The 14,479-nt window shown below is 55.5% G+C and carries 13 protein-coding genes; 5 read left to right on the top strand and 8 right to left on the bottom strand.

What is annotated here, in order from left to right; translation table 11 throughout:
* Positions 1–69 precede the first annotated feature (69 nt).
* Positions 70–1,686, top strand: coding sequence for a photosystem II high light acclimation radical SAM protein (locus tag SIB41_RS08885; protein WP_413358270.1), 1,617 nt, complete (start codon positions 70–72; stop codon positions 1,684–1,686).
* On the opposite strand, the gene SIB41_RS08880 is transcribed toward SIB41_RS08885, so the two are convergent.
* From SIB41_RS08880 to SIB41_RS08870, 3 genes are all read right to left on the bottom strand, one after another.
* Positions 1,608–2,393: a type II CAAX prenyl endopeptidase Rce1 family protein gene (locus SIB41_RS08880; protein WP_052646241.1), complete on the bottom strand. Its 786-nt coding sequence runs from the start codon at positions 2,391–2,393 to the stop codon at positions 1,608–1,610. The two genes, SIB41_RS08885 and SIB41_RS08880, sit on opposite strands and share 79 nt — an antisense overlap.
* A 107-nt stretch (positions 2,394–2,500) precedes the next feature.
* On the bottom strand, positions 2,501–2,815 hold the full coding sequence (gene clpS / locus SIB41_RS08875; protein ID WP_041385209.1) for an ATP-dependent Clp protease adapter ClpS: 315 nt from the start codon (positions 2,813–2,815) through the stop codon (positions 2,501–2,503).
* A gap of 102 nt (positions 2,816–2,917) precedes the next feature.
* Positions 2,918–4,144 (bottom strand): LL-diaminopimelate aminotransferase, encoded by a 1,227-nt coding sequence (locus tag SIB41_RS08870; RefSeq protein ID WP_413358268.1) that lies wholly within the window; start codon positions 4,142–4,144, stop codon positions 2,918–2,920.
* A 108-nt stretch (positions 4,145–4,252) separates the two neighbouring features.
* On the opposite strand from SIB41_RS08870, the gene SIB41_RS08865 reads away from it, so the two are divergent.
* The 3 genes from SIB41_RS08865 to SIB41_RS08855 all read left to right on the top strand — a co-directional run bounded on the left by SIB41_RS08865 (position 4,253) and on the right by SIB41_RS08855 (position 9,731).
* Positions 4,253–6,913, top strand: a complete 2,661-nt coding sequence (locus SIB41_RS08865; protein ID WP_413358266.1) for a TIGR03960 family B12-binding radical SAM protein — start codon at positions 4,253–4,255, stop codon at positions 6,911–6,913.
* 270 nt (positions 6,914–7,183) lie between these two features.
* Positions 7,184–9,127 (top strand): Rne/Rng family ribonuclease, encoded by a 1,944-nt coding sequence (locus SIB41_RS08860; protein ID WP_413358264.1) that lies wholly within the window; start codon positions 7,184–7,186, stop codon positions 9,125–9,127.
* Position 9,128: 1 nt separating this feature from the next.
* A complete protein-coding gene (locus SIB41_RS08855) occupies positions 9,129–9,731 on the top strand; it encodes a ribonuclease HII (protein ID WP_063400842.1) in 603 nt (200 codons plus the stop codon).
* On the opposite strand, the gene SIB41_RS08850 is transcribed toward SIB41_RS08855, so the two are convergent.
* Positions 9,687–10,271: a DUF1997 domain-containing protein gene (locus SIB41_RS08850; RefSeq protein ID WP_413358262.1), complete on the bottom strand. Its 585-nt coding sequence runs from the start codon at positions 10,269–10,271 to the stop codon at positions 9,687–9,689. The two genes, SIB41_RS08855 and SIB41_RS08850, sit on opposite strands and share 45 nt — an antisense overlap.
* A gap of 33 nt (positions 10,272–10,304) precedes the next feature.
* On the opposite strand from SIB41_RS08850, the gene pheA reads away from it, so the two are divergent.
* Positions 10,305–11,147: a prephenate dehydratase gene (gene pheA / locus SIB41_RS08845; protein WP_413361483.1), complete on the top strand. Its 843-nt coding sequence runs from the start codon at positions 10,305–10,307 to the stop codon at positions 11,145–11,147.
* Positions 11,148–11,149: 2 nt separating this feature from the next.
* On the opposite strand, the gene SIB41_RS08840 is transcribed toward pheA, so the two are convergent.
* The 4 genes from SIB41_RS08840 to tuf form a co-directional block, all read right to left on the bottom strand.
* Positions 11,150–12,085, bottom strand: a complete 936-nt coding sequence (locus SIB41_RS08840) for a methyltransferase domain-containing protein (RefSeq protein WP_413358260.1) — start codon at positions 12,083–12,085, stop codon at positions 11,150–11,152.
* Positions 12,085–12,747, bottom strand: a complete 663-nt coding sequence (locus SIB41_RS08835; RefSeq protein ID WP_413358258.1) for an LON peptidase substrate-binding domain-containing protein — start codon at positions 12,745–12,747, stop codon at positions 12,085–12,087. Before SIB41_RS08835 ends, SIB41_RS08840 begins: the two co-directional genes overlap by 1 nt.
* 58 nt (positions 12,748–12,805) lie before the next feature.
* Positions 12,806–13,126 carry a 30S ribosomal protein S10 gene (gene rpsJ / locus SIB41_RS08830; protein WP_011131150.1) on the bottom strand — a complete coding sequence of 107 codons (321 nt, stop codon included), beginning with the start codon at positions 13,124–13,126 and terminating at the stop codon, positions 12,806–12,808.
* Between the two features lie 147 nt (positions 13,127–13,273).
* A complete protein-coding gene (tuf, locus tag SIB41_RS08825; RefSeq protein WP_011131149.1) occupies positions 13,274–14,473 on the bottom strand; it encodes an elongation factor Tu in 1,200 nt (399 codons plus the stop codon).
* Between the last annotated feature and the right edge of the window lie 6 nt (positions 14,474–14,479).

Genomic DNA, 14,479 nt, shown 5'->3' with positions numbered 1-14,479 from the left:
GGAGAAGCGCAGTCATTGTTAGCGTCGCTTTCAGCTTGAGCAATCGCTGAGATCCTGCGCTCTTGACCAATGGGTTCCGCTTCATCCTTTGAGGTTTCTAGAGGATTTTCCTCGCAGGTCGAGGAGCGTGTGCTGCTGGTGAGGTTGCCCTGCAATCCCATCTTTCCAATTGGGCCGATTTACCTGGCCGATCACCTGCACAAGTGTTTCCCGGATCTTCCTCAACGGATTTTGGATTTGGCTGCTTTGCCTGTGCTGGATGTTGAACGGGTGTTGTTGGCCACGATTGATCAGTTTCGCCCCACCCTGCTGGTTTTTTCTTGGAGAGATATCCAGATCTATGCACCGGTAGATGGCCGCACTGGCAATCCACTGCAGCACTCTTTTGAGGTGTTTTATGCAAGCAATCCTTTGCGACGCCTCCGGGGCGCCTTCGGTGGATTGTTGTTGATGAAAAGCCATTACGGAGAGCTCTGGCGCAATCAGCGACTTTTGCGACATGGGCTGCGAGCTGCTCGTCGCTATGTCAGCCATGCCCGGGCTGTTTTGGGTGGTGGTGCAGTGAGTGTGTTCTATGAGCAACTTGGTCGCTCTTTGCCGAAGGGCACCATCGTGTCGGTGGGGGAAGGGGAGCTCCTGTTGGAGAATTTGCTGCGCGGCGTTTCACTGAGTGATCAACGCTGTTTTGTGGTGGGTGAGCCAGTACGAGCTGGTCTGATTCATGAGCAGCCTGAAAGTCGTCCTAAAACCGCCTGCGATTACGACTACATCTCATCGATATGGCCTCAGTTGAATTGGTACCTAGAGGGTGGTGACTTCTACGTCGGTGTACAGACCAAGCGGGGCTGTCCCCACAATTGTTGCTATTGCGTTTACACCGTTGTGGAGGGGAAACAGGTACGGCTCAATCCTGTCAAAGAGGTGGTGGCGGAGATGCGCCAGCTTTATGACCGTGGCGTACGTGGCTTTTGGTTCACTGATGCACAGTTCATCCCCGCCCGCCGATACATTGAGGATGCCAAAAATCTTCTGACGGCGATCCAGGCCGAAGGGCTCAATGGAATTCGTTGGGCCGCCTACATCCGTGCCGACAACCTTGATGCCGAGCTTGCGGAGTTGATGGTTGCAACCGGCATGAGTTACTTCGAGATTGGCATTACCTCAGGGTCTCAGGAGCTCGTGCGCAAGATGCGCATGGGGTACAACCTGCGAACTGTGCTTGAGAACTGTCGGCTGTTAGTCCGCGCTGGCTTCCGTCAACACGTGTCGGTGAACTACTCCTTCAACGTGATTGACGAAAGACCGGAAACGATTCGTCAATCCATCGCCTATCACCGCGAGCTGGAACGGATTTTCGGGCCCGACAAGGTGGAGCCTGCCATCTTCTTCATTGGCCTCCAACCTCACACCCATTTGGAGCAGTACGGCTTTGAACAGGCTTTGATTCAGCCCGGCTACAACCCCATGAGCATGATGCCCTGGACGGCTAGGAAGCTGCTCTGGAACCCTGAACCGATGGGAAGTATTTTCGGAAGAATCTGTCTCGAGGCTTTTGAAACTGAGCCTGGCAATTTCGGACGTACCGTGATGGCGTTGCTTGAGCGGGATTACGGGGTGGCGCCTTTGGAGGAGGCTCTACGGGCTCCAGTGATGGGGCGGGCGGCCTTGGCTAATGCCGTGAGCTGATAGACGAGTAAGGAAGCCATCGCCAGGATGCCGACCACTCCACCGAGGGGGTTGTCAGCTGGCCCGGTGAGCCAAAGCGGCGACTGAGGGGAAAATTGGATGAGGCCGGATTGGAGGGCAAACCAGCCACCCACCAAACCTCCGTGTAGTCCTACACATCCCCAGAGGGAGCCATGGTCGAGGCGCCTGCGAATGGCCAGCACCAGGCCCAGTAGGAACAGCCCGCTCAGCAGGCCGAGCATTGGCCAGATTCCAATGTTGAAGCGTGTGTGCACCAGGCTGAAAATTAGGGCTTGAATGGGCAGTGCCAGCCGTGCTCCGATCAGTAGCTTGAGCTCTCCCCAGAGCCATCCGCGGAATAGCAGCTCTTCCAGCAAGCCCACGACGAGGCAGAGCAGAATGGCATTGAGCTGTTTCTCGGCGTTGAGGTCCCCTAGCCAGTAGCCCCAATGGCCGCTGATCGTGATCACGCTGATGAGCAGCAGCAGGGCCCCTGCCCCGGCTAATCCGAGGAGCAGGGGTTTCACAAGGGTGTTGCCAACGTCTGCACCAGTGATGCCCAAGCTGCGCCATGGATGTTGGCTGATCCAGCGGGCCCTAACCCAGCCAGGCAGTAGCACTAGAAACAGCAGTGCACTGCAGAGGGTTCCCAGCAGGCCGCGCCATTGGAGCGGCAGCCCTGGCAGGAAAAGGACAGTTGGTTGCATGATCAGCCAGCCCAACCCGTAGAGCAGGGGGATCAGGGTCACTGTCGGCAACCAGCGCCAACGTTGGTTTAACCATGCTGACCAGAGCGGATGTAGGCCAGACCTATTCAGCTTTCCTGTTCCAGTGTGCTGGTCAGCCCCTTGGCTTTCAGTGTTTCGCAGTAGAACTCGGCTGGTTCGAGGTCGCAGACGATCACCAGCCCAACGCCGGTGTTATGGGCTTCCAGCATCACGGCCATGGCGTCCTGCTCGCTTAGCTGGGGTACGACCTGCTGGAGGGTGACCACCACGTATTCCATGGAGTTCACCGGATCGTTGTGAAGAAGCACCTTGTAATGAGGCGATTGCTTGCGGATCCGCTCGGTTTGCTTCTCGAGGACGGCGGCACCACCGGGAGTGGGGCTGGGGGCATTCACCGCCATGGCCAGGACGATCGGGACGGCTCCAATGTACGTGGGCCTCTCACCCATGGTGCAGATGGTGAGCAATCCCAGCTTCAATGGCGGGGGATTGATTCTGTGGTTTCAGAGGGCACGGATCCGACGCATGGCTTCGTCTACATTGACGCGACTGTTGAAGGCGGAGAGACGGAAGTAGCCTTCGCCTGCAGCACCGAAACCGCTGCCTGGGGTGCCTACCACGTGGGCGTTTTGGAGCAGATGATCGAAGAAGCCCCAGGAATCCATGTCGTCCGGTGTCTTCAGCCACACATAGGGCGCATGCTCACCACCATGCACTTCGATCCCGGCGGCCGTAAGTTCCCTGCGGATGATGGCGGCGTTTCTCATGTAGAAGCTCACTAGCGCATTGATCTCCCCCTGGCCTTGGGCGGAGTAAACCGCTTCGGCGCCACGCTGAATGATGTAGCTGACTCCGTTGAACTTGGTGCTTTGGCGCCTGTTCCATAGATTCCAGAGTTCCACATCTGATCCATCGTCGCTTTTGCCCTTCAAGCCTTTCGGTACCACCGTGAAGGCGCAACGGGTGCCGGTGAATCCAGCATTCTTGGAGAACGATCGGAATTCGATGGCACACTCGCGAGCGCCCTCGATCTCATAGATCGAATGCGGCAGGTCGGGGTTCTGGATGAACGCCTCATAGGCAGCGTCAAACAAAATCAAGGCACTGTTGGTGCGGGCATAGTTCACCCACTCCTGGAGCTGGGATCTTGTGGCTACCGCTCCGGTGGGGTTGTTGGGGAAACACAGATAGATCAGATCGACTGGTTCGGAGGGAATCTTGGCTGCAAACCCATTTTCGGCGTTGATTGGCAGGTAGCTCAGGCCTGCGTAGCGGCCGCTTTGATTGGCGTCGCCGGTGCGACCCGCCATCACGTTGCTGTCGACATAGACCGGATAAACCGGATCTGTAACGGCGATGCGATTGCTGCTCCCAAGGATGTCGAGGATGTTGCTGCTGTCGCACTTCGATCCGTCGGAGACAAAGATCTCTTCGGCATTGATCTGACAGCCTTTGGTCTGGAAATCATGCTTGGCGATCGCTTCGCGCAGCCAGTCGTAGCCCTGCTCAGGGCCATAGCCATGGAAGCCAGTGTTGGTCCCCATCTCGTCGATGGCTACCTTCATCGCGTTTCTGCATGCCAGTGGCAGAGGTTCGGTTACATCGCCGATGCCGAGGCGGATGGGCGCAGCATTCGGGTTGGCTTCACTGAAGCTTTTGATCCGCCTGGCGATTTCGGGGAATAGATATCCCGCCTTGAGTTTGAGGTAGTTGCTGTTGACCTGAACCACTGATGAGCTGGCTGTCTTGGCAGGCATCTTGCTACGTCACGGGGCCTTGCGCTGTGTCGGGGGGGTGGCCAGTGTTGTCCATACGATGGGATTAGTGCCCTGTTGGCCATGACCGTCGCCTCACCCCGTCTGGAGCCGGTGGATTTCGACAGCCTGGTCAATGCCGGGATCAATCGCCCTGCCCGTTACATGGGCCATGAGTTGGGGGTGGAGCCTCGTGATTGGCAGGCCTCTCGGGTGCGCTGGGCTCTCTCCTACCCGGAGATCTACGAGGTGGGCGCGAGCAATCAGGGCCACATCATTCTTTATTCGATTCTCAACGCAGTTCCAGGTCAGCTTTGTGACAGGGCCTATCTTCCCGCTCAGGACCTGGCCCAGCGCTTGCGGGCTCTTCGGCAGCCTCTGTTCGCGGTGGAGAGTCGCCGTCCTCTCCAGGCCTTCGACATCCTTGGCTTCAGTCTCTGTTATGAGCTTGGAGCCACAAACATCCTTGAGATGCTTGATCTGGCAGAGATTCCTTTGTTGGCAAGCGATCGTGGTGATCAGCCCCTGAATGATCTAGCAGCACCACCATTGATCTTTGCTGGCGGACCAACGGCTACCAGTAACCCTGAGCCCTATGCCGCTTTTTTTGATTTTGTAGCCCTTGGCGATGGTGAAGAGCTGCTGCCTGAGATTGGTTTGGTAGTGGCTGACGCTAAGGCCAATGGACTGAGTCGCTCAAGCCTTTTGCAGGACTTAGCTCAGGTGCCTGGCGTTTACGTGCCGTCGCTTTACGGTCAAGGCCCTGATGGCACCTCCATCGTTCCTTTGGAGCCTGCTGCGCCGGCCAAGATTCTGCGACGGGTGGCCAAGCCGATGCCTCACTACGCCATGGGTTTGGTTCCACATATCGAAACGGTGCATGATCGACTCAAGGTGGAGATTCGTCGCGGTTGTACTCGTGGTTGTCGCTTTTGCCAGCCCGGCATGCTCACACGTCCAGCTCGGGATGTTGATCCGGAGGCGGTGATTGAAGCAGTGCACAATGGTATGAAGCGAACGGGATATAGCGATTTTTCGTTGTTGTCGCTCAGTTGCAGCGATTACTTGGCTCTGCCAGCGGTTGGTGTGGAGTTGAGAAATCGTTTGGCTGATCAGAATGTGACCCTTCAGCTGCCCAGCCAACGGGTCGATCGCTTTGATGATGATATCGCTCACATCGTTGGCGGTGCTCGTCAGGCCGCTCTCACCTTCGCGCCGGAGGCTGGCAGTCAGCGCTTGCGGAACGTTGTGAATAAAGGTCTTACGAACGCCGACCTGCTGCAGGGGATCCGCACGGCGATGCAGAACGGCTTTCGCAAGGTCAAGCTCTACTTCATGATCGGATTGCCGAGCGAAACGGATGAGGATGTGCTTGGCATTGCCGATACCTGTCAGATGTTGCAGGAGCAGTGCAGGGATCTTGGGCGGTTGAACCTGAAGATCACGGTTAGTAACTTCACTCCAAAGCCACATACGCCTTTTCAGTGGCACAGCGTATCTACGCAAGAACTGCAACGACGTCAGCAAAAGCTGCAACAGGCATTTCGGGCGCTCAGAGGCGTAAAGGTCAATTTCACTGATGTGCGCCTCTCCGCCATGGAGGACTTTGTCGGTCGCGGTGATCGTCGTCTCTCGTCGGTGATCGAGGCAGCCTGGCGGGCGGGGGGAGGCATGGATGCTTGGTTCGAGGCCCTTGATCGCACTTATCAGGCCTGGGTCTGGGCTATTGCAGCTGCAGGGCTGGAGGGCCGATATAGGGATCTGGAGTTAGGGAGCTGGGGAGCGACCTCAGCCCTCAATCGCGATGATCTGAGCAGCTTCTGCGCTCAGTCTCTGCCGTGGGATCACATTGATACGGGCATTGATAAGAGCTGGCTGGCAGAGGATCTGCAGCGTGCTTTAACGGCAACGGTGGTGCCTGACTGTTCTTTCGAAGGCTGTAGTAGTTGTGGCGTCTGTGGTTCTGAAATGGGTCACAACGAGGTGGTGCCACCGCCGCCTGTGCCAGATCGGCAGCTTCAGAAAACTCTTTTAACGAAGCGAGCCTGTCGCATCCGTCTGCGATTTGCAAAAACTGGTTCGATGGCCCTTCTTAGTCATCTGGATGTCATGCGTCTGCTTGAAAGAGCACTGCGGCGCAGTGGTTTGCCAGTGAGTTACAGCGGTGGGTTTCATTCCCTGCCGCGTTTGCAAATAGCTCTGGCTTTGCCTTTGGGGGTAGAGGCCTTTGGGGAATGGATGGATCTCGAGTTTGTGGAGCCAGTGGAGGCCGAGACCATGCGTCAGCAGCTTCAGGTCACCTTACCGAAGGGACTCTCTTTGCTTAGTGCGGAATCTGTGCCTGTAGGCGGTAGCAGCCTCTCTCAGTTGCTGGTTGCAGCCTCATGGCGCTTTGATTTGGCCATTGAGTCTGAGAAGCCATCGACGTGGCATCAGTGGCAAGTGGCTGTCGAGTCCTTGAAGGAAGCTCATGAACTGCTGTGGCATGACATTGATAAGAAGGGACGGCCGCGTCAACGAGACTGCCGGCCAGCATTGCGTGAACTTCAACTGTGCAACAGATGCGAAGAGGGAGGTGAGTCTCTTTGCTTAGACGCCGTTCAACTGCGTCTGGAGGCAAGTATTGATTCGATGGGCCGTAGCCTTAAACCTGTTCAGGTGCAGCATTGGCTTGCAGAGCAGATTGGTGAGCCCTTGTGCATGAGCGGTGTGCAAAGGCAGGAACTCAAGTTGCTGCAGTGTTAGAATGAAAATATGACGCGAATGCAGGGGCAATTTTTGCCACTGGTCCGTCCCGGCCTTCTTCACTCCAATTCTGAGCAAAGCGAGGCTATTTGCTGCTCGTTCATTCCGTTCCCTCTGTTCGGGAGCAGTGAGACACATAACCCATAGGAGTTTTGGACTCCGTCTGCTTCTTCAACGGCCTTTGGCTGTTAATTCGTTTTCCACCCGATGCATTGAGCCGGCAGGCCATTGATCGGTTCTGAGTCCAGCAGGGCTCCCTATTTATTTTCTATGCCCCAGCAAATTGTCATCTCTGAGCAGCTGCGCATCGCAGCCTTGCTCTCAGATGAGCGAGTCGATGAGTTGATCGTCGCTCAGGGTCGATACCAGATCGGAGATGTCTACCTCGGCACGGTCGAGAACGTTCTTCCGGGAATTGATGCCGCTTTTGTGAATATTGGGGAAAGTGAGAAAAATGGTTTTATCCATGTCACTGATCTGGGCCCTCTGCGTTTGAAGAAGGGTGCGGCAGGGATCACCGAGCTGCTGGAGCCCCGTCAGCAGGTGTTGGTTCAGGTGATGAAGGAGCCAACAGGGTCTAAGGGGCCAAGGCTTACTGGCAACCTGGCGCTGCCTGGTCGCTACTTGGTGCTGCAGCCCCATGGCCAGGGGGTGAACATCTCTCGCCGGATTAATTCCGAAGGGGAACGCAATCGCTTGCGAGCACTTGGCGTACTAGTGAAGCCGCCGGGTGCTGGCCTGTTGATTCGCACCGAGGCCGATGGCATTAGTGAAGATCTGCTGATCGATGATCTGGAGGTTTTACTCAGGCAATGGGAAGCTATCCAGCAGGCGGCAGACAATGCTCTGCCACCGGTACTTCTCAATCGCGATGAAGATTTCATTCATCGCGTTTTAAGAGATCACGTCGGTCCAGATCTTGTGAGAGTAGTGGTGAATGATGCCGCTGCCATTGAGCGTGTGAGCAGTTTCCTTGGCCAGGAAGGACCAAATGTATTAGTTGAGGCCCATAACGAATCCACCGAACTTCTTGAGCATTACCGAGTTAATGCGGCCATCCGCGATGCTCTCAAGCCCAGGGTAGATCTGCCATCCGGTGGCTACGTGATCATTGAGCCGACGGAGGCACTCACTGTTATTGATGTCAATTCAGGCTCGTTCACTCGTTCGGCCAATGCTCGTCAGACGGTGCTCTGGACCAATTGTGAGGCAGCTATTGAGATTGCCCGCCAGCTGAAGCTTCGCAATATTGGCGGTGTGATCATCATCGACTTCATCGACATGGAGTCGCGCCGTGATCAGTTGCAGTTGCTGGAGCATTTCACAGCAGCAGTTCGCGATGACGCTGCTCGTCCTCAGATTGCCCAGTTGACTGAATTGGGGCTGGTGGAACTCACTCGTAAGCGTCAGGGGCAGAACATCTATGAGTTGTTTGGCAGGGCTTGTCCTGCCTGTGGTGGCCTTGGCCATGTGGCGGTACTACCTGGCAAAGATCTGCTACAGCCACTTGCTATGGCGACTGGATTGGTGAGATCAGCCGCCGCTGCTCGAGCTGAAGCGCAGGTGCCAGCGGATGGCGGGAATGGTCGCCGTAGGCGTGGTGGGCGCATTCGTACCGGTGCGGTTGAGCTGGCTGCACATACGCCTCCTTCTGATGTGGCGAATGGAGTTGAGTCAACCACGACTGTTGAACCTGAGAGACAAGAGCCTTCGGCCTCGTCTGAGGGTGTTATTCGTCGCCAGGAACCTGAATTGGTTGCTGTTCCAATGGATTCAGGGCAGGAGGAGGTGTTTGCTTGGCTTGGATTAAACCCTTTGCTTTTGATTGAGCCACCTCCAGAGAATGACAACCTTCTGGTTCGCGTGGTTCGGCCTGGGGAAGATGCTGAGTCTGTCCTTGAGGAGGCCCGTGAGCAGCTTTCAGCGAGTTCCAATCGGCGTCGGCGTCGGGGACGAGGTGGTGGTCGAGGGGCCGGCCGTGGCGCTCCCGAAGCCAGTGTCGAAACCCCTTCATCCAATGGCACAGAGGTCGTTGTCCAGCAATCCAAGGTTGTCGCAAAGAATGAGCCTCTAAGTGTTCAAATCACTCCTCTTGAGGTTGATCATTCATCGAGTAGCGCTTCTGTAGAAACCGTTTCTTCAATTTCCGAGCCGCAGGAGAGTGAACCCGAGGATCCGCGCCGCCGCCGCCGTCGCTCCTCAGCTGCAGGCTGATATGGACCCTTCGGCGGAATCCATCGCCGGAGTTGATGAGGTGGGTCGGGGCTGCTGGTTTGGTCCTGTGTTTGCAGGAGCGGTTGTTCTGACTGAAGTTGCGGCAGTCGAATTGTTAGCTGAGGGGTTAACAGATAGCAAAGCACTGACTGTTCGCCGCAGGGCTCGCCTAGTGCCGCTGATTGAGGATGCCGCGACGGCTTGGGCTCTTGGACAGGCCTCGGCTCGCGAAATTGATGCTCTAGGCATTCGCTCAGCGACGGAACTTGCCATGCTGAGGGCATTGCAGCGGCTACCTACACCGTTGGAGCTTGTCTTGGTTGATGGCGTGTTGCCATTGCGCCTCTGGATGGGGCCACAACGTACCGTGGTGCGCGGTGATAGCAAATGTGCGGCCATCGCTGCAGCCAGTGTGTTGGCCAAGCAGGCTCGTGATGGGCTGATCAAGCGGTTGGCTAGTCGCTTCTATGGCTACGGTTTGGAGCGACATGTTGGCTATGGAACGGCGATCCACCGGCGTGCCTTGTTGGATTTAGGCCCTACAGCGCTTCATCGTCGCTCATTCCTCACCAAGCTGTTTGCTGTTAATGGCAGTCTCACTTGAGCGTATGGGTGTCTCTTGGCACCATTGGCTGAAATCCTTGACAAGTTGTTGGCCAACACGGGTTTTGATGCCAAGCAGGATGCCGCTGAGAATTGATTGACCGGTGCTTTTTAACACCCCTTTGGGGATCAGCTTCAGCAGTGCTGGTGGGGTAACGCTGACAGATAGCAGAGCTTCTCCTTCAAGACCCTTTGGGGTGGCTTCCATGATGGCCTCCAGGCCGAGGTCGAAGTCATCCACTAGATCTAGACCTTTAAGTTCGCTATCGGTTGCGCGGATGCTGAGTTTGCCGTCACAGATGTCTACTTTGAGTGAGACAACTGGGTTGATCTGCAGCTGAAACACGTTCAGGCTGGTCACTGCGTAGCTGAAGCGACCCTCACCTAGTGGGGTAAGTTTTTCCCATTCCAGCAGAGCAGCCAGAACTCTATCCTGCTCGAGCAGGTAAGCAGGCAGTCGCTCAGTGTTTTGCCTTACCGGCAAATTGAGGTTCTGGCAGGCTTGGAAAGCCAGAGGCATGGCTTGCGGTTGACGCGTCATGATCCTATCGACCTCACTTGCGATGCGCTTCTGATGCCAATACGCGTGGCCTTCCTCGGACCGGAGGGAACCTATGGTCAGCAAGCGGCCCAAGCTCTGGCGGAGCTTGAGGGATTAGCAAATTTTGAGCTGGTGCCATGTATAGGTCTGCGTTCCGTCGTTGAGCATGTGGCCACTAAACGCTCTGAAATGGCGGTGGTTCCGGTGGAGAATTCCGTGGAGGGCGGTGTCACTGCCAGCTTGGATGCGCTTTGGTCTCATCCGCAGTTATGCATCCTTAGGGCAGTGGTTTTGCCGATTCGTCATGCTCTACTGAGCAGTGGCGGACTCAAAGACATCTCTGAAGTCCTGTCTCATCCCCAAGCTCTGGCTCAGTGCAGTGGCTGGTTGGCTGATCATCTTCCTGATGCCCTGCAGTTGCCTACAAGTTCTACGGCCGAGGCGGCCAGCATGGTTATAGATAGTCGATTTCGGGCAGCGATCGCTTCTCGGTCTACGGGCCAGGGAAGAGGCCTTAAAGAACTGGCTTTTCCTATCAACGATGTCGCGGGCAATCGCACCAGATTCTTGTTGTTACGGCAGGGAACACCGCTGCAACGTGGGGATGTGGCTAGCTTCGCATTCTCTCTGCATGCCAACGCCCCGGGCAGCCTGCTCGAAGCACTCACTTGTGTGGCTCGACTGGGGTTCAATATGAGTCGTATTGAGTCGCGTCCCTCGAAGCGAGAACTAGGTGAATACGTGTTCTTTGTGGATGTGGAATTGAGGGATGGGGGTATTGGTGCATCTGAGCAACTCATCGAGGCCTTGCAGCCTTTGTGTGAACATCTTGTGCATTTCGGCTCTTATCTCAGCAGCGACTTGGAGCTCGATTGAGATCAGTCGCGGCTGCGGAAGACACCGAATTGCATCAGACCGTGGGCAAAAGCCCAGCGCATCAACAAAATCGTTGGTATTTCTCTGAATCCCTTGACCACGGCGGCTGGACCCAACCCGAGCACGGCTCCAGGACGACGAAACCCCTCCAAAATCGAATCATTCCAGGAGGGCAGGATGGATCTTGTCCAGTCGTCAGATTCGACAGTGCCGCAAGCAAAAGGGCTATGAAGCAAATTGCGGCGGAATCCTTTAATGCTGGCGAATTCCGGATGGGCCCACTGGTCGAGTAGCTGACGCATCACCCATCGCTCAAGGCTGGTCATCTCCCCATCCTCGTAATCACGGCGGTTCCAATCGGCCACCGCAAGTACACCTTTTGGCCTCAGCACACGCAGCAGTTCATCTGCATAGCGCTGCTTGTCTGGCATGTGGGGGCCTGCTTCCACACTCCAAACAGCGTCGAAGCTACCGTTGGCCAGTTTTAAATCGAGGGCATCCATCACCTCGAATTGGCAGGTCATCCCCTCAGGAGTGAGTTGAGACGCTCGTTTCACCTGGGCTGGACTGATGGTGATGCCAAGCACGTCAAAGTTGTAATCCCGGGCCAGGATTCTTGCGCTACCACCAATACCGCAGCCCACGTCAAGTACTCGGGAGCCTCGAGGGAGTTGGGCGAGTCCACTCCATTGAACGAGCTCATGTACGAAGTCTTGCTTTGCGGCTCGGAAATCTCTGGTGCTAGGAGGTTTGCCGTAATAGCCGAGGTGGACGTGTTCACCCCAGAGCCGCTCGAGCAGCTGGTCATTGGTCCAGGCATCGTAAGCAGAGGCAACACTGGCGCTTGATTTGTATCGCCGATCCCGTTGGGTCCAGATCACTACAGCAGAAGTCAGGGTTGTCCCTGCCAGGATCAATATCCACACCCAAAGGTCCATTAATTGTTGGCTTGATCGACGTTGGTGAGGCTTTCTTTGAGTGCAGTCCTTGCCGCAAGCTGACGGCGGGTGTGGTCAAGCATCTCGTATTCACGCTGCAGGCGATGGCTGGTACTTGTGAGCTCCAGTAGTGCCTGTTGCTCTTTAGCAACAGGTCCCCCGAGATGGGCGCCGATCCAGAAAGAGAGTTCCCTTGGAAGATCAGGCAGGTCATCGGGCATGGTGATGTCTGAATCTGTGAGCTTGCCTGTAAGCATCACCACATCGTGTAGGGCTTTTGAAACGCTGATGGATAGCTCCTCTAGCTGGCTGTGGTTATCCATTTGGTCATCCTCGATCCAGCTCACCATGGCAGTGCGGAAAGGGGCGTCTCTAATCACATCGAGCACTCGGAAGCGCTGCTGTCCAAGGGTGACGATATTGCTGCGTCCGTCTTTGGATGTTTGGTGTTGCAGGATCTCTGCGCAACATCCCACATTCGCCATTGTTTTTGTTTGAGGATCCCAGCGCAGCACTCCAAAACGCCGATCACTTTCAAGCACACTCTGGAGCATCATTCGGTAACGAGACTCAAAAATGTGCAGTGGAAGCACTTCTTGGGGGAATAAGACGACATCCGGCAGAGGGAAGAGAGGCAACTCCCTGACGGACAGGTCGGTCACAGATAATGTCCTAGAGAGATTAAAAGCCTAGGTAGCCTGCACACATCTTGGAAGACCTTCAGAGTTTCACTTCAATGTCAACACCACTTGGGAGGTCGAGTTTCATCAGGGCATCGATGGTCTTTGCTGACGGGTTGTAGATATCGATGATGCGCCGATGGGTCCGAGTTTCGAAGTGTTCCCTTGAGTCTTTGTCCACATGGGGGGAGCAAAGCACGCAGTAAATCTTCCTTTTGGTGGGAAGAGGGATTGGGCCGATTGCCGTCGCGGCAGTGTTGTCGGCTGTTTCAATGATTTTGTCGCAGGAAAGATCCAACATGCGACGGTCAAAAGCCTTAAGGCGGATGCGGATCTTCTGCTGAGCGATAGCCGTGGACATGAAAGGTTTAGGAGATTTTCCCTGTATTGGGGTTAGGGATGGATTGTCGAGGTTCTTTGGGGATGCATTGAACGTTGATCGTTCATGCAGGCTGAAGCTTTGAATTTAAGGGATGACCAGGCAAAGGCCCAATCATCCCCCTCTTGATCATTCGATGATCTTCGAGACAACTCCCGCACCGATGGTGCGGCCTCCTTCGCGAATGGCGAAGCGCATGCCCTGTTCGATGGCCACAGGGCAGATCAATTCACCAGTCATTTTGATGTTGTCGCCTGGCATCACCATCTCCACATTGGAGCCGTCTTCGGCTGTGAAGGCGGTAATTTGGCCCGTCACGTCAGTGGTTCGGATGTAGAACTGTGGACGGTATCCGGCGAAGAAGGGGGTGTGGCGTCCACCTTCTTCTTTTTTGAGGACGTAAACCTGACCCTCGAATTTAGTGTGAGGTGTAATTGATCCTGGCTTGACGAGGACCATGCCGCGCTCGATGTCTTCCTTCTCGATGCCGCGAAGTAGGAGCCCGCAATTGTCTCCAGCCAAGCCTTCGTCAAGATCTTTACGGAACATTTCCACACCGGTCACGGTGGTTTTGCGGCTGTCTCTAATGCCGACAATTTCAATTTCTTCGCCTTTTTTGACCTTGCCGCGTTCGATTCGTCCGGTGGCCACCGTGCCACGACCAGTGATTGAGAAAACGTCCTCTACGGCCATTAGGAAAGGTTTTTCGATTTCTCGCTCGGGCTCTGGAATGGATGCATCAACTGCCTCCATTAACTCATCGATCTTTGCTTCCCATTCAGCTTCACCTTCAATGGCTTTGAGACCAGAGACTTGGACTATGGGGATGTCATCACCAGGGAAGTCGTAGCTGCTCAGGAGTTCACGGATCTCCATTTCAACGAGCTCGATAATTTCCTCGTCGTCGACCATGTCGCATTTGTTGAGAGCGACAACCAGTGCAGGCACGCCCACCTGCTTGGCAAGAAGGATGTGCTCCTTGGTTTGAGCCATGGGACCATCGGTTGCTGCGCAAACAAGGATTGCGCCGTCCATCTGGGCCGCACCGGTAATCATGTTCTTGACATAATCCGCGTGGCCGGGGCAGTCCACGTGTGCATAGTGACGCCCATCGGTTTCGTATTCCACGTGAGCGGTGTTGATCGTGATACCGCGCTCACGCTCTTCAGGCGCGCCGTCGATCTCGGCGTAATCTTGCACCTTGGCTTGACCCTTTTTCGCAAGCACACTTGTGATGGCTGCGGTCAGGGTTGTTTTGCCGTGGTCGACATGGCCGATGGTGCCAATGTTGACGTGAGGCTTGTTCCTCTCAAACTTCTCGCGAGCCATTGTGTA

Source organism: Prochlorococcus sp. MIT 1201, assembly GCF_047303415.1.
Classification (GTDB): Bacteria; Cyanobacteriota; Cyanobacteriia; order PCC-6307; family Cyanobiaceae; genus Prochlorococcus; species Prochlorococcus marinus_D.
This window is presented reverse-complemented; position numbering and strand designations above follow the sequence as displayed.